Below are 16,084 nucleotides of genomic sequence, written 5' to 3' on the forward strand. Positions count from 1 at the left end.
CACGGATGTTCTACTCCATTGGTCCAGGCCAATACCCCGCGGACAGGAGTCATCTCCTGTGACTCCCGCGCATTCGCGGCGGCACCGACGAGAAGAGGAGATTTCCGTGAAGTTCATTACCGGACTCGGCGACACCCTGCTCCGGAAACTGGTGCCCGAAACCGAGGCGCAGGCCGCCTGTGTCACCTGCGGCACGGGCTGCACGTCGTACAAGCAGTACAAGTGCGAGCAGGGCATGCGGCTCTTCGCCCGGTGCTGCTACATGGCGAACGGCAGCAACTGCACCGCCCCGTACTGCGGCAGCTGGAGCTACTGCGGCTTCTGCTGACGCGGCCCGCACTTGATCGGGGCGGCCGACCGCTGACCGTCCGTCATCCGAACGGATTCCGACGAGGAGGACCTGTGCCGCGTCCGACACGGCTCCGGCCGTCCGGCCGCCACCGCCCGGCATGCCCGGCGGCCCTCCTCGCCGGGGTCCCGGCCGCCGGGGGAAGACCATGGCGTATGCCGTACTGACCGTGCGGTGGGCGCTCGCCGGGGTCTTCCTGGTGTCCGCCGCCGCCAAGGCGCGCGCCTTCCGGGACACGCTGACGATGGTGGAGCCGCTGCTGCTCCGCGCGGCCCGGCCGGTCGCCCGGCCGCTGACCCGGCCCGCCGCGCTGCTGCTGATCGCGGCGGAGGCCGCGACCGGGCTCGCCCTGCTCGGCGGGGCGCCCACCGCCGGGCCCGGTCTCGTCGCCGCCCTCGTCCTCACCGCCGGTTTCACCGCCCTCGCGGTGCTGGCCACCGTCTCGCGCACCGAGGTGAAGTGCGCCTGCTTCGGCCGCCCCGCGGCCCGGCTCGGCCCGCGCCATGTGGTGCGCAACGCCCTGCTGCTGGGCCTGGCGTGCCTGGGGCTGTGGGGGCCCGAGGCGGCCGCCGTGTCCGCGTCGGCCGGGCCGGCCCTCGTGATCTGCGCGACGGCCGCGGTGGTCGTCACCGCGGTGACCGCCTTCTACGACGACATCGTCGACCTAGTGAAGATCCCCTGAAAGAGGAATGGGCATGATCTATCTGACCGCCGGACTCGTGCTCGTGGGAGCCGTCACGGTACTCAATCTGATGCTGACCCTCGCGGTGATCAGGCGGCTGCGCAAGCACGAGGAGGAGCGGCGGCAGCAGAACTTCGTCCCGCCCGAGTCCGGCCCGGAGACCGGCGCGGCGCTCCCCGCCTTCACCGCCGTGACCCTGGCGGGCGAGCCGGTCACCGCCGACTCGCTGAAGGGCCGTCAGGCCGCGCTCACCTTCCTGTCCACGGACTGCTCCGCCTGCGTCATGGCCGTGAACGACATGCCCGAGTTCGCCCGGCGGACCGGCATGGACGCCTCGCAGATGCTGGTGGTCATCGCCGGGGACGAGGCCGACGCGCACCGGATGGCGGAGCCGCTCGCGGGCATCGCGACCGTGGTGGTGGAGGAGACCGGCGGCCCGCTCTCGGCGCTGTACTCGATCCGGGCGACCCCGACGACCGTGCTGGCGGACCCGGACGGCACGGTCACCTACGCCGAGGCCGGCACCAACCCCGTGCTCGAAGGCCTCCCGGCGTGACCGGCGGCCAGGAGCCGGCCGTGCACCGGCTGGGCGGTCCCCGCGGACTGGTCACCGGCGCGGGCGCGGCCCTGGCCCTGACCTGGCGGGCGGGGCCGGGCGCCTTCACCTGCCAGGTCCTGCTCACCCTCGTACAGGGGCTGCTGCCCGCCGCGGTCACCCTGCTCACCAAGTGGCTCTTCGACTCCGTGCAGTACGGCACCATCCCGGGCGGGCTGTCGCCGATGGCCCTGGTGGCGGCGCTCGGCCTGTGCGGCACCCTGCTGGCGGCGCTGCCGTACGCCTCCGACTACGTCAAGTCCCGGCTGCGGCGCGGGATCTCCTACCGGGCGCAGCGGGAGCTGTACGGCAAGGTGGAGGGGTTCGTCGGGATGTCCCGCTTCGAGAACCCGGACTTCCTGGACCGGCTGCGGCTGGCCCAGGACTCGGCGACCGGGGCGCCCGACCAGATCACCACGGCGATGTTCGGCCTGGTGCAGCAGGCCACGGCCGTGACCGGGCTGGCCGTGGTCCTCTCCGGGGTCTCCCCCTGGCTGACGGCGGTCACCGTCGCGGCTGCGGTGCCCGCGCTGTTCATCCAGGTCTCGCTCAGCCGCCGCGAGGCGCAGATGGTGTGGGCGATCAGTCCGCGCAACCGCCGCCAGTTGTTCTACCAGACCCTGATGCTGGACCTCGCCGCCGTGAAGGAGGTCCGGCTGTTCGGCGCCGGCGGCTTCCTGCTGCGGCGGATGAACGCCGAGACGCGGGCGATCAACGCCGCCGAGGAGCGGCTGGACCGCCGGGTGCTGGCCTTCCAGGCCCCGACCTCCGCGCTGGGCGGGATCATCGCCGCGTGCGGGCTGGCGTGGATGATCCACGGCGCGCAGTCCGGCCGGTTCGGTGCGGGCGACGTGTCGGCGTTCATCGGCGCCTCGGCCGGCGTCCAGGGTGTCCTCTCCTCCGCCATCCTGCATGTCACCAGCGGCTACCAGGCGCTGCTGACCTTCCGTCACTTCGTCGACATCCGGCGGCTGCCCACCGACCTCCCGGTCCCGGCCGCGCCGCTGCCCGTCGCGCCGCTGCGCGACCGCATCGAGCTGGACGACGTCTGGTTCCGGTACGGGGAGGACGGGCCGTGGATTCTGCGCGGGGTGAGCCTGACCCTGGAGCGCGGCGAGTCGGTGGCGCTGGTGGGGCTGAACGGGGCGGGCAAGAGCACCCTGGTCAAGCTGCTGTGCCGGCTCTACGACCCGACGCGGGGCACGGTGCGCTGGGACGGCACCGACATCCGGGACCTGGACCCGGCGCTGCTGCGGGAACGGATCAGCGCGGTGTTCCAGGACCGGGTGGCCTACGACCTGTCGGTGACGGACAACATCGCGATGGGCGACCTGCGCCACCACGGCGACCCGGAGCGGATCGCCGCGGCCGCGCGCCGGGCGGACGCCCACGACTTCGTCTCGCGGCTGCCGCGCGGCTACGACACGATGCTGTCCCGGATCTTCCCGGAGGCCGACGAGGAGGACCCGGACTCGGTGGGCGTCACGCTGTCCGGCGGACAGTGGCAGCGCCTCGCCCTGGCCCGCGCGATGCTCCGCGAGGGCCGCGACCTGCTGATCCTGGACGAGCCGAGCGCCGGTCTGGACGCGGCGGCCGAACAGAGCCTGCACGAGCGGCTGCGCGCCCACCGCGAGGGGACGACCAGTCTGCTGATCTCCCACCGGCTGGGCACGGTGCGCCGGGCCGACCGCATCGTGGTCCTGGAGGACGGCCGCACGCGGGAGTGCGGCAGCCATGACGAACTGATGGACCTGAAGGGCGAGTACGCGAGACTCTTCAGCCTCCAGGCGTCCGGATACACCGGGGACGCCGGGGGTTTCGGGCAGGCGGAGGACAGAGAGGTGGAGGTGTGAGTGCCATGACGGGCGGACCGCTGCCGGCCGCCGCGGCCGGTGCCGTGCTGGTGGCCGGAATCGGCGCGTGGTGGGTGCGGCGCACCTTCGTCACCGTGACGGTGCGCGGGTACAGCATGATGCCGACCCTGGCCCCCGGTACCCGGGTGCTGATGCGGCGCGGCACGCGCGGGGTGCGCAAGGGCGGCATCGTGGTGGTCGCCTGCCCGGAGCCGGACACCGCGTGGCGGGGCAAGGCGCCGATCACCGGGGACCTGGCGGCCACCGAGTGGTACATCAAGCGGGCGGTGGCCCTGGCGGGCGACCCGTTCGCCGGTGAGCCGGTCCCGGAGGGCTTCCTCGCGGTGGTCGGGGACAACCGGCACAGCGACGACTCACGGCGGTTCGGGCCCTGCCCGATGGACCAGGTGCTCGGCTCGGTGGTCCGCACCCTGGGGTGACGGCTCGCGCGGGGCGGACGGAGGAGGGCGCCGCTCAGTCGGCGAAGACCGCGCGTACCGCGTCCTGGGCGAGTTCCAGGGCGCGGGCGTGCGAGAGGCCGAGGCGGCGGGCCTGTTCGGCGTACGCGCGGGCCGCGGCGGCCGCGTTGCGGTCGGCGGTGTCCCCGGCGGCGGCGATGAACGTGCCGTTGCGGCCGCGGGTCTCGATGACGCCGTCCGCCTCCAGCGCCCGGTACGCCTTGGCGACGGTGTTGGCGGCGAGGCCCAGTTCCTCGGCGAAGCCGCGTACGGTCGGGAGCCGGTGGCCGACCGGCAGCACGCCGGAGCGGGCCTGCTCGGAGATCTGGGCGCGCAGCTGCTCGTAGGGGGCGGTGCCGGATTCCGGGTCCACGGTGATGTTCGCAGTCACGGGGCGATTGTCCCCCACGGACGGAAAACGGGAGGCGTACGGGGCGGCGGCGCCGGTACGGTCCCGGCCATGACTGTCATCGTGCGCGACTTCCGGCCCGCCGACGCCGAGGGGTGGGTGCGGGTGCGGCGCGCCGCGCTCCCCTACATGATCACCACGCCGGAGCAGGTCGTCTTCGAGCTGGCCGCCGCTCCCGCCGGGCGGCGGTCCCGGCCGCTGGTCGCCGAGGAGGACGGCGAGATCATCGGGACGGCGCAGGTCGGTCTGGCCCACGACAGCCCCGAGCCCGGACAGGTGTTCTGCAATCCGTACGTCCATCCGGAGCGGACCGGCCGGGGCGCGGGCTCGCTGCTGCTGCGCACCGCCGAGGAGTATCTGGCCCTGGCCGGCGCGGCCGCGGTGCACAGCTGGGTCCTGGACACGCCCGGCAACCGGGAGTTCGCCGCGCGGCACGGCTACACACCGGGCCGGTCGGCCCACTTCCTCCATCTGGACCTGGCCCGCGGCACGCTGCCGCCCCGTCAGGAGCTTCCGGCCGGGGTGGAGCTGCGGACGGCCGCGGACTTCGCCGGCGACCCGCGCCCGCTGTTCGAGGCGGACGCCGAGACCACCGCGGACGAGCCCAGCGACACGCCGTCCGTGCTCGACGACTACGAGGAGTGGCTCGCCGGGACCTGGCACGACCCCGGCCTCGACCGCGCCCTGACCTCGGTCGTGGTGGCGGACGGCGAGGTGGTGGCGTTCAGCGCCGCGCGCACCGACGGGGTGGACCGCTACTGGTCGGGCATGACGGGCACCCGGCGGGCCCACCGGGGCCGGGGGTTCGCCAAGCTCGCGAAGAACGACTCGCTGCACCGGGCGCGCGCCGCCGGGTACACCGACGCGTACACCGGCAACGACGCCGGCAACGAACCGATGCTGGCCGTCAACCGCTGGTTCGGCTACGAGATCTGTGCCACGGAGGTACGCCATGTCCACCGCTTCGCCTGACGGAGCCCTGACCGTCGTCCTGCTCAAGGCCGGCCGGACCAAGCTGCGCTATCCGGCGGTGCGGATCGCCGACGACGGCACCCGCGTCACGGTGCGGGCCCCCTGGGCGGTCCCGGGCGTCCGCGACTTCGGGTTCGTACGGTTCGAACCGGGCGACGTCTTCACCGAGCACTACTGGCGCGACGCCTGGTTCTCGGTGAAGGAGGTCCGCACGGGCGCGGGCGAACTCAAGGGCTGGTACTGCGACATCACCCGGCCGGCCGTGGTCCGGGACGCCGAACTGGTCGTCGAGGACCTCGACCTCGACCTGTGGGTGTCGGCCGACCGCTCCGCCGTCCTGCGCCTGGACGAGGACGAGTTCGCCGCGAGCGGGCTGGCCGGCCGCGACCCGGAGGCGGCCCGCGCCGCCGAGCGCGCCCTGGACGAGCTGGAGCGGCTGGCCCGCTCGGCGGACGGCCTCGCCCCGCTGCTGGCCTGAGGGGCCCGGCAGGGGTCAGCGCTCGCCGATGACGGAGGCGCAGGTGGTGGGGGTGGCGTGCGCCGGGTCCAGGGCGTTGGCCACCTCGTGGTAGGCGATCCGGTCGACGGTCCCGATCGCCACGTGCTCGGACAGGTCGAGCGGGCAGAGGTCCTGGAGGAGGACGTTGCGTACGTTCGGCCCGTCCAGGAACTGGCTGCGGTACGGGGTGACGACCTCGTCGTAGCGGGTGGCGATGACGGTGTAGCGCACGCCGGGCACGGTGTCCGGCAGGGAGTTGAGCTTGGTGATGAAGGGCGATCCGGCCACCTGGTCGGCGAGTCCGGGCGTACCGGCTTCGAGCAGGTCGCCGGCGCCGGGGAAGTACGGCAGGAGCCTGGTCAGGCCGAGCAGGGTGGTGCCGTGGTTGTCGGGGGCGATCCCGACCAGGGCGTTGACCTTGGCGGCTCCGCCGAGGAACTTCAGGTAGTAGTGGGGCATCATGCCGCCCTGGGAGTGGCCGACGATGTCGGTCTCGGACGCGCCGGTGGAGGCGAGCACCTTGTCGACGAAGGCGGCGAGCTGTCCGGCCGACGCGTCGATCGGGCCGAGGCCGTTGAAGACCGGGACGCCGGGCAGCCGGCCGTAGTCGAGCGAGTAGACGCAGTAGCCCCGGTTCACCAGGTAGGGGGCGAGGACGAGCCAGTTGTCGATCGAGTTCCCGAAGGTCCCGTGCACCAGGACGACGGGGCGCGGGTGGGCGGCGGAGGGCTTGCAGGAGTAGTCGTTCCAGCCGCGCGAGGTGGTGGCCGTCGCGGTGGTGGGGGCGGCGGCTGCGGCCGCCGCGGGGGTGGCGGCCACGGCGACGGCGAGGAGCAGGGCGGCGAGTGTCCGGCGGGCGCGTGGGGAGCGCGGCGCGCGGGTCCAGGGCAGCATCGTGGGGGTCTCCTTGCGGCTCAAGGGGGTTGCGATGGCTGTGCACCCTGCGGCCCGGACCACAAGTTTCCGCTGGTTTTCTGCGTGCTCATGCCAAATTACGCATGAGTAGGGTCCGGTGGGAAGTTACGCGTCGGTAAAAAGTGCGCCGCCCGGCCGGACCGCGAGCCGCCCGGCCCGGAGCCGCCCCCCGCCGGCCCGCCGGCCCGCCGCCCCGCCCGCCCAAACCGCTCAGGCCGCTCAGGCCGCTCAGGCCGCCAGCCGTCCCGGCATCACCGCGCGCGGGCCGAACCGTTCCCGCAGCCGGTCCGCGACCGCCTCGATCCGCCGCGCCCGCTCGTCCACCGGGTCGAAACTCAGCTGGCGGGCGGCCCGTTCGGCCTCGCCCAGCCCCTCGGCCCGCAGCCCGATCCCGCGCACCCTGGCCCGCTGGAGGGCGAACGAGTCGTGGATGCGGTACGCGAGCGCGGTCAGCTCCGCGGAGTGCGCGGTGGGTTCGCGGAGCGTACGGCTCCGGGTCAGCGTCGCGTAGCCGGTCCGGTCGGCGTAGCGCACCGAGACCGCGAGCGAACGGCACACCTGCCCCTCGCCGCGCATCCGCGCGCCCAGCTCCTCGGTGAGCGACATGAGCGCGCCGCGCTGCCGCTCCCGGTCCAGCTCGTCGCGCGGGAAGGTGCGTTCGGCGGCGACCGCGCGGGCGGCGGCGTTCGGCACGACGGCGGCGCGGTCGATGCCGTGCGCCCGCTCCCACAGCTCGCGCCCGGTCCGCGCCCCGGTGATCCGCTGGAGGGTGGCGAGCGGGGCGGCGGCGATCCGGCCGACGGAGTCGAGCCCGTACCCGCACAGGGTGCGGGCCGTCGCCGGCCCGACGCCGTCCAGCGCGGCGGCCGGCCGGTCCGCGAGGAAGCCGGCCACCCCGCCCTCGGGCACCACGAAGGTCGTTCCGGGTGCGGCCTGCCGCAGCGCCATCCGGGCCAGCATCGGGTTCTGGCCGGCCCCGATCGCGCAGTCCACGCCGTACAGGGCCAGCGCGCGGACCCGGATCACCGAGGCCAGGTCCTGGACGTCCCGCCCGAAGTAGCGCAGCGCGCCGCGCACATCGGCCAGCGCCCCGTCCGGCGGGGTCGCCTCCACGACCGGGGTGAGCGAACCGAGCAGGGCGAGCAGCCCCGCGTACCCGGCGGCGTCCGGGGGCCCGCCGCCGATCCGGCGGAACCGCAGGCAGAGGATGCCGGGCCGCCCGTCGACGACGACCGGCCCCCCGCGCGGCCCGTCCGTCCCGTGCTCCCCGTCCGTCCCGTGCTCCCCGTTCATCCCGCGCTCCCCGGGCTCCGGTGCCACAGCTTCCGGCCGGTGGGCAGCCCCTCGCCCGGCGGCTTGAGGTCGGCCCACGGGTTCATCTCGTAACCGGTGGGCATCCGGATGCGGCGGCCTCCGTCGCCGTCCGGTGCCGGGTCATCGCCGGACCCGGACCCGGACTCGGACCCAGACCCGGACCCGGACTCGGGCACCTGCGCCAGTCGGGCCGCGACCGCGTCGAGCCCGCCGGTGCGCCGCAGTTCGGCCAGCTCCGCGAGGTCCCAGGCGGCCGCGCCGACAACACTCAGGCTGCGGGACCCGCGCCGCTGCACCACCCCGCGCACCAGCAGCAGCCAGGAGTGGAAGACGGTGTGCGCGCAGGCGGCGTGGCTGTCGTCGAAGAAGGCCAGGTCGACCAGGCCCGTGCCGTCGTCCAGGGTGGTGAAGACGACCCGGCGGCCGGAGCGGATGGGCGGGGTCTGGGTCGCCGCCTTGGCACCCGCGACCAGCACCGTCTCCCCGTGCCGCGCCTCGCGCAGCCGCTTGGCCGAGACCGCGCCGAGCTCCTTGAGGAAGGCGTGGTGATCGCTCATCAGATGGCGCGAGACGTCCATGCTCAGCACGCCCAGTTCGGCGCTGAGCCGTTCCGCCTCGTTGAGGTCGGGCAGGCCGACGGGCGCGGTGCGGTGCCCGCCGTCGAGCGGGAGCTGCGCACCGGCGCCGCCGGAACCCGCGCCCCGCTGGGCGCGGTGCAGTTCGGACAGGTGCAGCAGCAGATCGCGGCGGTTGGCCCCGAACGCGTCCAGCGCGCCGACGCGCGCCAGCCGTTCGGCGGCAGGCCGGCCGGGACGGGCCCGCTGCCAGAAGTCCAGCAGGGAGCCGTAGGGCTGCCCGTCCTCGATCCGGGCGACCTCGGCCTCGCTGATCCCGTGGACGTCCGAGAGCGCCAGCCGCAGCCCCCAGCGCTTCTCCGCCACCTCCTCACCCACCCCCTCATCAGACACCAGTTCGATTCGATGGGCGGCCGCGGACCGGTTCACGTCCAGCGGCAGCACCGGGACCCCGCGCCGCCGCGCGTCGGCGAGCAGCAGCCGCTTCGGGTACATGCCGGGGTCGTGGGTGAGCAGCCCGGCGTAGAAGGCCGCCGGGTGGTGGGCCTTCAGCCAGGCCGACTGGTACGTGGGCACCGCGAAGGCCACCGCGTGCGCCTTGCAGAAGCCGTAGCTGCCGAACGCCTCGACGATCTCCCAGGCGCGGGCGATGACCTCGGCCCCGTATCCGCGGGCCGCCGCGTGCTGGGCGAACCAGACCCTGATCAGGGACTGGGACTCGGGGTGGGAGAGCCCGCGCCTGACCCGGTCGGCCTCGTCGCGGCCGCAGCCGGTCATGATGTCGACGATCTGGATGACCTGTTCGTGGAAGACCACCACGCCGTACGTCTCGCGCAGCGGTTCCGCCAGGTCGGGGTGCGGGTAGCGGACCGGGGCGCGGCCGTGCCGGGCCTCGATGAACGGGCGGACCATGTCGGCGGAGACCGGGCCGGGCCGGAACAGCGAGATGTCGACCACCAGGTCGTGGAAGTTCTCCGGCTGGAGCCTGCCGACCAGGTCCCGCTGGCCGGGCGACTCGATCTGGAAGCAGCCCAGCGTCTCGGCCGTCCTGATCAGCTCGTACGTGCGCGGGTCGCCGGGCGCCACGGCGTCCAGGTCCACCTCGCGCCCCGAGGCGCGCTTCACCTCGGCGACCGCGTGCGCCATCGCCGACTGCATCCGCACGCCCAGCACGTCGAGCTTGAGCAGCCCGAGGTGCTCCACGTCGTCCTTGTCGAACTGGGACATGGGGAAGCCTTCGCCGCTGGTGGGCACGACGGGGGTACGGGACATCAGCGAGGAGTCCGAGAGGAGGACCCCGCACGGGTGCATGGCGACCCCGCGCGGCAGCGCGTCCAGCGCCTCCACCAGCTCCCACAGCCTCCCGTACGTCTCCCTGGTCCGGGCCACCTCGCGCAGTTCGGGCAGCTCCTCCATGGCCGCGCGGGCGTCGCGGGCCCGGATGTGCGGGAACGCCTTGGCGAGCCGGTCGGTCTCGGCCGGGTTCAGGGAGAGCGCGGCGCCGACGTCGCGGATGGCGTGCCGCACCCGGTAGGTCTCGGGCATGGCGACGGTGGCGACCCGCTCGGCGCCGAAGCGGTCGATGATCGCGCGGTAGACGTCGAGCCGGCGGGCCGATTCGACGTCGATGTCGATGTCGGGCAGCACGAAGCGCCGCTTGGACAGGAAGCGCTCCATCAGCAGCCCGTGCTCGACCGGGTCGGCGTGGGCGATGCCCAGGAGGTGGTTGACCAGCGAACCGGCCCCGGAGCCGCGGGCGGCCACCCGCACCCTCATCGCGCGTACGTCGTCGACCACTCGGGCGACCGTCAGGAAGTACGAGGCGAAGCCGTGGTGGGCGATGATGTCCAGCTCGTGGTGCATCCGGTCCCAGTACTCCCGCCTGCGGTCGTAGCCGTGCAGCACCATGCCGGCGGCGGCGCGGGAGGCCAGCACCCGCTGGGCGGTGCGCCGGTCCGCGCCGACGAGGCGGGGCTCGGGGAAGCGGACGGAGCCGAGGCCGATGTCCCCCTCGGGATCGACTACGCAGGCTTCGGCGGTGTGCCGGGTCCCGGCGAGCAGCCGCGCCCCGGCCCCGGCGCCGAGTCCGGCGGCGGCGGTGATCCGCTCGGCGGTCTCCGCCATCGCACGGGCGTCCTTGAGCCAGCGCTCACCGCTGTCGAGCGGGGCGCGGCGCGGGTCGACGGGGACGAGCCGGCGGGCGGCGTCGAGCACGTCGGCGACCGGGCCCTGCCCGGCGTCGGCGTACCGGACGGCGTTGGTCAGCACGGCCCGTACGCCCTGTTCGGCGGCGAGGCCGACGGTACGGGCGGCGAGCCGCAGCGATCCGGGCCCGGTGCCGGTGCGCCCGTGGTGGACGGCTTCGAGCCGCAGGGCGTCGCCGTACAGCTCGCGCCAGGGGGCGAGGAGGGCGGCGGCCAGGCCGGGGCGGCCTGCGGACAGGGCCCGGCCCACGTCGGAGGCGGGGCCGAGCAGCACGACCAGCCCTTCGGCGGGCAGCGCGGACCGGTCGACCAGGGGCCGGCCGCCCTCGGGGACGGCGGAGTGGGCGGCGGTGACCAGCCGGCACAGGGCGGCCCAGCCGCGGGCGCCGTCGCGTGCGAGGAAGGTCGCACGGGGTGCGGATTCATCGACAAAGGCACCGCCGCGCACCGGGTTCCGGGGCCGGGGCGCGGCCCCGTCCTCCCCGGCCACCGGGCCCACCGCGAGATCCACCCCGAACAGCGGGCGCACCCCTTCCCGGTCGCAGGCACGGGCGAACCGGACCGCGCCGGCCAGGGTGTCCCGGTCGGTCAGGGCGAGGGCGTCCATGCCCCGCTCGGCGGCGCGTGCGGCCAGCCGCTCCGGGTGCGACGCCCCGTACCGCAGGGAGAACCCGGAGGCGGTATGCAGATGCGTGAACCCTGGCACCTGCACCTCCTGGACCGATTCGTACGCGCTACCCACCCCCTCGCTCTCCACCATAAACCAAGTTTCGAACACTCGTACGATACCCGGAGCCGTCCGTTCCTCCCCCGGTCCGCGCCTCCCCTTCCGCCGTTCGGCCGCGCCCCGACTGCGCGGGCGGCGGGCACCCCGGAGCGTGGGGGCATGACTTTCGCCGCCGAGGTGAGGAAGGCCGTCACTCCACGGGCCGCTCTGCTCGTCATCGGGGTGCTGGCGCTCCAGCTGCTGTTCATCGCGTCCTACATCGGAGCCCTGCACAACCCGAAGCCGACGGACGTCCCCTTCGGCGTCGTCGCGCCCCGGCAGGTGTCCGCCTCCCTCGTCACCGAGCTGGACGAACTGCCCGGCGGCCCGCTCGACCCCCGCGCGGTCGCCGACGAGGCCACCGCGCGCCGGCAGATCCTCGACCGGAAGCTCGACGGCGCCCTGATCGTCTCGCCCCGGAGCAACCGGGACACCCTGCTGGTCGCCTCCGGCGGGGGCACCGTCCTGGCCAACTCCCTGACGAAGATCATCAAGGAGGCCGAGGCGTCTCGGGAGCGCACCGTGCGCGCCGTGGACGTGGCCCCGGCCTCGCCGCGGGACTTCGACGGGCTGTCCTCGTTCTACCTGGCCGTGGGCTGGTGCGTCGGCGGCTACCTGTGCGCCTCGATCCTGGCCATCAGCGCGGGCAGCCGCCCGGCCAACCGGCAGCGCGCGCTGATCCGGACCGGGGTCATGGCCCTGTACGCGATCGCGGGCGGCATCGGCGGCGCGGTCATCATCGGCCCGATCCTCGACGCCCTGCCCGGCAGCTTCTGGGGGATGTCCGGCCTGGGCGCGCTGACCGTCTTCGCGGTCGGCATGATCACCCTCGCCCTGGAGGCCCTCACCGGCATCGTCGGCATCGGCCTGGCCGTCCTGATCGTGGTCATCGCGGGCAACCCGAGCGCGGGCGGCGCCTTCCCGCTCCCGATGCTCCCGGACTTCTGGCGCGCGATCGGCCCGGCCCTGCCTCCGGGCGCCTCGACCTGGACGGCGCGCTCGATCGCGTACTTCCGCGGCAACGCGGTGACCGGCCCGCTCCTGGTGCTGTCCGCCTGGGCGGTGGCGGGCACGATCGTCACCCTCCTGACAGCCCTGCGCAAAAAGCCGGACCCCCGCTAGGAGGTCCTGGGCCTACCATCGGCCCCTATGATCACACTGGCCGTCACCGTCGGGCTCGCGTTCGCCGGCTTCGTCATCACCTATCTCAACGGGCTGCGCCTCGCACAGCGCCAGGAACGCCTCGCCCGGGTGAACCGCCAGCTCAGCGACCTCTACGGCCCCCTGTTCGCCCTCACCGAGGCCAACAGCCGCATCTTCGCCGCGTTCCTGGAGCGCAACGCCCGCGCCGACGGCAGGTCGCCCTTCGCCCATGAGACGCCGCCCACGGACGAGGAGCTGGCCGAGTGGCGGCTGTGGGTGACGACCGTCTTCCTGCCGAACATCCGGGCCATGCGCGATCTCGTCCTCGGCCACGCCGACCTTCTGCGCGAGCCGGTGATGCCACCGCTCCTGCTCCAGCTGTGCGCCCATGTCTCGGGGTACGAGATCACGGCCGCCCGCTGGGCGCAGGGCGGCTACGAGCACCATCTCTCGGTGGTGCCGTTCCCCGCCCAGGAGGTGGCCGTGTACGCGCGCAAGGGCTTCTCCGAACTGAAGAAGGAACAGACCCGCCTCCTCGGCCGACACCGCACCGGCTGATCAGCCCACCGGCCCGCGCCACCGGTCGCGCTGCCGGCGGGTCCACCGGGTGCCCCGGTGGCGGGGGCCCAGTACGCGTTCCATGTCGGCCGACAGCCGTTCGTACGCGTCGAGGGCGCCGGCCGCGTCACCGGCCCTGGTCCGCAGGCCGGCCAGGGTCAGCCGGGTCAGCAGGACGACGTGGTGGTCCGCGCCGCGCAGCCGCGTCCGCTCCCGCAGCAGCCGCTCGTACGCCTCCACGGCACCGGTCTCGTCCCCCTGGTGCCGGCGCACCTGGGCCAGATGCCACAGGGCGGCCACGTCGGGCGGTTCCTTCCGCACGACCACCGCCTCCGGGAGCCGCCCCTCCAGCTCGTCCCACCTCAGCACGGGTGGCACCCACCCCTCCCGCTCCCGCCAGTACGCCCGGTTGCGCCGCGCCCACGCGGCCCGGACGGGGTCCTCGCCCGGCAGCAGCAGCCCGTACGCGTCCGCCGCGCCGGCCGCGTCGCCCGCCTCCGCCCGCACCTGGGCCAGGAGCAGCCGGGTGTCCAGGACCAGCGGATGGTCCGCGCCCCAGGCCGCGGCCCGCAGCTCGACCAGCCGTTCGTAGGACGTGACGGCGGCCGGGTGCCCCCTCTCCCTGCGCTCCGCGGCGGTGTACCGCAGCTCGCGGGCCTCGCCCGTCTCCTCGCCCAGCAGCCGGTCCCGGCCGGTCAGCAGCCGGCCCGGATGGCACTTCAGATCCCTGCGGACGGCGCGGGTGTCCCCGAGGACGCCCACTCCGATCGCCACCCAGCGCGTCCACTTCCTGCCCATGCTTCCCCCCGCCTCCGCGCCCGTACGTCCACCGTACCCAGAACGGCACCGGCCCCCGGGCGCCGTCGCGTCCGGGGGCCGGTGGGGTGTGACCGGGCGTCAGTACAGGCTCACGCCGTACGCGTTGAGCGCCTCGGTGACCGGCTGGAAGAACGTCGTGCCGCCCGAGCGGCAGTCGCCGCTGCCGCCGGAGGTCAGGCCGATCGCCTTGGAGCCGGAGTAGAGCGGACCGCCCGAGTCGCCGCCCTCGGCGCACACATTGGTCTTGATCATGCCGTAGACGACGTCGCCGCCGCCGTAGTTGACCGTGGCGTTGAGCCCGGTGACCGTGCCGCTGTGGGTGCCGGTCGTGGAGCCCCGGCGGGTCACGGACATGCCGACCGCGGCGTTGGCCGCGCCGGTGATGTCCACGCTGCCGACCGTGCCCGGATGGGCGAGCGAGGTGTTGTCGTAGCGCACGATCCCGTAGTCGTTGACCGGGAAGCTGGAGCCGACCGTCGGGCCTATGTAGGTGCTGTTCGAGGAGTTGGTGTACCAGGGCGGGTTGCCGTCGGTGCAGTGACCGGCGGTCAGGAAGTAGTACGTGCTGCCGCTGCGGACGTTGAACCCGAGCGAGCAGCGCCAGCCGGGTGCGTAGATGGCGTCGCCGCCGGCGAGCAGCTTGTTGAAGGTGCCGGGGGTGTGCTCGATGCGCAGGGCGCCCGCGTTGCCGCCGGCGGCGGCCTTGATCTGCCGGATCTCCGCCGCGGAGACCGTGCTGTCGACCGTGACCACGAGCTTGCCGGTCTTCGTGTCGACGTTCCAGGCGGTGCCGGGGATGTCGGCGCCGAGGACGGCGTCCCCGGCGGCGGCGAGCTGACGGGCGTCGTAGGTTCCGCTGGAACTCGCCTGGGCGGTGGGGGCGGCCAGGGCGGCGACGGTCACCAGACCTGCGGCGAGGGCGAGGGCCTTGCCGCGTGCGGTGATACCGCTGAGGGGGGTGGTGCGCTTGATCCTCACTGTCATTCCTCCCGAGGGGAAACAGGGGCCCGCCTGTGGGGTGGTCGGGCCCGTGAGGCGCAGTCATGTGCGCGGCCGTTCGTCCGCATTCCGAACCTGCCGTGCTCCTGACAAGCGCTGCTTCGGGAGTATTCAAGGCGTCAACTTCTTGCGCAAGGGCACCTTTTGGCCTGAGTCCGCCCGTCCCTCAGCCGTCGATCCGCTGCCGCTCCCCCGCCTCCACGGCGACCGGCAGGGTGTTGCCGGGCGGCGGGAAGGGGCAGATGAAGTGGTCCGCGAAGGCGCACGGTGGCAGCAGCGCGCGGTTGAGGTCGACGGTCACCGCGCCGTCGCCGTCCGGGGCGGCGGGCCGCAGGAACCGGAAGCGGTAACTGGTGTCCCCGCTGGTGGCGTCGGCGAAGACCGCCCACAGCGAGCCGTCGGGCTCGACGGCCACCCGGAGCGTGTGCCGGTCTCCGGCCAGCTCGAAGGCGATCTCGCCGGCGAGCCCGAGTCCGCGCTCGACGCCGTCCGCGTTGCCGACCCGGACGGTGCGGGATTCCCCGTACGGGCGGAAGGTCCCCGCCACCACCCAGCGCGGGTCGTACGGGGTCGCCCCGATCGCCCGGAACGCGCGCCGCGCCGGTGCGTCGGGGTCGAAGACCCGGACCGCCCACAGCCCTTCGCGGCTGAGGACGACCAGCCTGCGCGCCCCGTGGGCGACCCGGGACGCGCCGATCGGGCCCCGGTCGGCGCCGAGCGGGACCTCACCGGTGAACGGCTCGCCGTCGACGGTGAGCCCGTCCGCCGGGCCGGCTTCGAGGACCGGCGCGCCGTCCCGCTCCCGCCACCGGCCGGGGACGGCCGGAATTCGCCCCTCCGGGTAGTCCGCGAGCCAATGCGTTCCGGTGAGGGAGAGCGGGCCGTACGGCGCCGAGACGAGGGCGGTACGCTCCTCGTGCCAGCGCTCCCAGTCCCGCGCCGCCTGCTGTTGTGCGTGCGTACTCATGGCCCCA

Annotated in this window: 16 protein-coding genes; 9 read left to right on the forward strand and 7 right to left on the reverse strand. The window is 74.2% G+C overall.

Annotation, left to right across the window (positions count from 1 at the left end):
- Window positions 1-106: 106 nt before the first annotated feature.
- The 5 genes from OG710_RS04605 (at window position 107) to OG710_RS04625 (ending at window position 3,919) form a co-directional block, all read left to right on the forward strand.
- Complete coding sequence (locus OG710_RS04605) at window positions 107-328, forward strand: hypothetical protein (protein WP_330238191.1); 222 nt, start codon at window positions 107-109, stop codon at window positions 326-328.
- Window positions 329-497: 169 nt separating this feature from the next.
- On the forward strand, window positions 498-1,031 hold the full coding sequence (locus OG710_RS04610) for a MauE/DoxX family redox-associated membrane protein (RefSeq protein WP_330238192.1): 534 nt from the start codon (window positions 498-500) through the stop codon (window positions 1,029-1,031).
- Between the two features lie 13 nt (window positions 1,032-1,044).
- Window positions 1,045-1,587 (forward strand): TlpA family protein disulfide reductase, encoded by a 543-nt coding sequence (locus OG710_RS04615; RefSeq protein WP_330238193.1) that lies wholly within the window; start codon window positions 1,045-1,047, stop codon window positions 1,585-1,587.
- The gene (locus tag OG710_RS04620; RefSeq protein WP_330238194.1) at window positions 1,584-3,479 is read left to right on the forward strand and encodes an ABC transporter ATP-binding protein; all 1,896 of its coding nucleotides are present in this window, start codon (window positions 1,584-1,586) and stop codon (window positions 3,477-3,479) included. Before OG710_RS04615 ends, OG710_RS04620 begins: the two co-directional genes overlap by 4 nt.
- 5 nt (window positions 3,480-3,484) lie before the next feature.
- Window positions 3,485-3,919 carry a S26 family signal peptidase gene (locus tag OG710_RS04625; protein ID WP_330242155.1) on the forward strand — a complete coding sequence of 145 codons (435 nt, stop codon included), beginning with the start codon at window positions 3,485-3,487 and terminating at the stop codon, window positions 3,917-3,919.
- A 34-nt stretch (window positions 3,920-3,953) separates the two neighbouring features.
- On the opposite strand, the gene OG710_RS04630 is transcribed toward OG710_RS04625, so the two are convergent.
- A complete protein-coding gene (locus OG710_RS04630) occupies window positions 3,954-4,328 on the reverse strand; it encodes a GntR family transcriptional regulator (protein WP_111333400.1) in 375 nt (124 codons plus the stop codon).
- A 69-nt stretch (window positions 4,329-4,397) separates the two neighbouring features.
- Between OG710_RS04630 and OG710_RS04635 the strand changes: the two genes are divergently transcribed.
- Window positions 4,398-5,318, forward strand: coding sequence for a GNAT family N-acetyltransferase (locus OG710_RS04635; RefSeq protein WP_330238195.1), 921 nt, complete (start codon window positions 4,398-4,400; stop codon window positions 5,316-5,318).
- Complete coding sequence (locus OG710_RS04640) at window positions 5,299-5,796, forward strand: DUF402 domain-containing protein (protein ID WP_330238196.1); 498 nt, start codon at window positions 5,299-5,301, stop codon at window positions 5,794-5,796. Before OG710_RS04635 ends, OG710_RS04640 begins: the two co-directional genes overlap by 20 nt.
- Before the next feature lie 15 nt (window positions 5,797-5,811).
- Here OG710_RS04640 and OG710_RS04645 read toward each other — a convergent pair whose 3' ends face one another.
- The 3 genes from OG710_RS04645 to OG710_RS04655 form a co-directional block, all read right to left on the reverse strand.
- Complete coding sequence (locus OG710_RS04645; RefSeq protein ID WP_330238197.1) at window positions 5,812-6,711, reverse strand: esterase/lipase family protein; 900 nt, start codon at window positions 6,709-6,711, stop codon at window positions 5,812-5,814.
- A 249-nt stretch (window positions 6,712-6,960) separates the two neighbouring features.
- Window positions 6,961-8,025: a DNA polymerase Y family protein gene (locus OG710_RS04650; protein ID WP_443064221.1), complete on the reverse strand. Its 1,065-nt coding sequence runs from the start codon at window positions 8,023-8,025 to the stop codon at window positions 6,961-6,963.
- Window positions 8,022-11,585 carry a DNA polymerase III subunit alpha gene (locus OG710_RS04655; protein ID WP_330238198.1) on the reverse strand — a complete coding sequence of 1,188 codons (3,564 nt, stop codon included), beginning with the start codon at window positions 11,583-11,585 and terminating at the stop codon, window positions 8,022-8,024. Before OG710_RS04655 ends, OG710_RS04650 begins: the two co-directional genes overlap by 4 nt.
- Window positions 11,586-11,711: 126 nt before the next feature.
- On the opposite strand from OG710_RS04655, the gene OG710_RS04660 reads away from it, so the two are divergent.
- Together OG710_RS04660 and OG710_RS04665 are read left to right on the forward strand one after the other, a co-directional pair.
- Complete coding sequence (locus OG710_RS04660; protein WP_330238199.1) at window positions 11,712-12,713, forward strand: DUF3533 domain-containing protein; 1,002 nt, start codon at window positions 11,712-11,714, stop codon at window positions 12,711-12,713.
- A gap of 27 nt (window positions 12,714-12,740) precedes the next feature.
- Window positions 12,741-13,292 carry a hypothetical protein gene (locus OG710_RS04665; protein WP_330238200.1) on the forward strand — a complete coding sequence of 184 codons (552 nt, stop codon included), beginning with the start codon at window positions 12,741-12,743 and terminating at the stop codon, window positions 13,290-13,292.
- Here the strand turns inward: OG710_RS04665 and OG710_RS04670 are convergent, their stop codons facing one another.
- The 3 genes from OG710_RS04670 to OG710_RS04680 all read right to left on the reverse strand — a co-directional run bounded on the left by OG710_RS04670 (window position 13,293) and on the right by OG710_RS04680 (window position 16,077).
- Complete coding sequence (locus OG710_RS04670; protein WP_330238201.1) at window positions 13,293-14,090, reverse strand: tetratricopeptide repeat protein; 798 nt, start codon at window positions 14,088-14,090, stop codon at window positions 13,293-13,295.
- 99 nt (window positions 14,091-14,189) lie between these two features.
- Complete coding sequence (locus OG710_RS04675) at window positions 14,190-15,089, reverse strand: S1 family peptidase (RefSeq protein ID WP_330238202.1); 900 nt, start codon at window positions 15,087-15,089, stop codon at window positions 14,190-14,192.
- A 187-nt stretch (window positions 15,090-15,276) separates the two neighbouring features.
- Window positions 15,277-16,077 carry a DUF1684 domain-containing protein gene (locus OG710_RS04680; protein WP_330238203.1) on the reverse strand — a complete coding sequence of 267 codons (801 nt, stop codon included), beginning with the start codon at window positions 16,075-16,077 and terminating at the stop codon, window positions 15,277-15,279.
- Window positions 16,078-16,084 lie beyond the last annotated feature (7 nt).

This window comes from Streptomyces sp. NBC_00525 (assembly GCF_036346595.1).
In the GTDB taxonomy this organism is placed as follows: domain Bacteria; phylum Actinomycetota; class Actinomycetes; order Streptomycetales; family Streptomycetaceae; genus Streptomyces.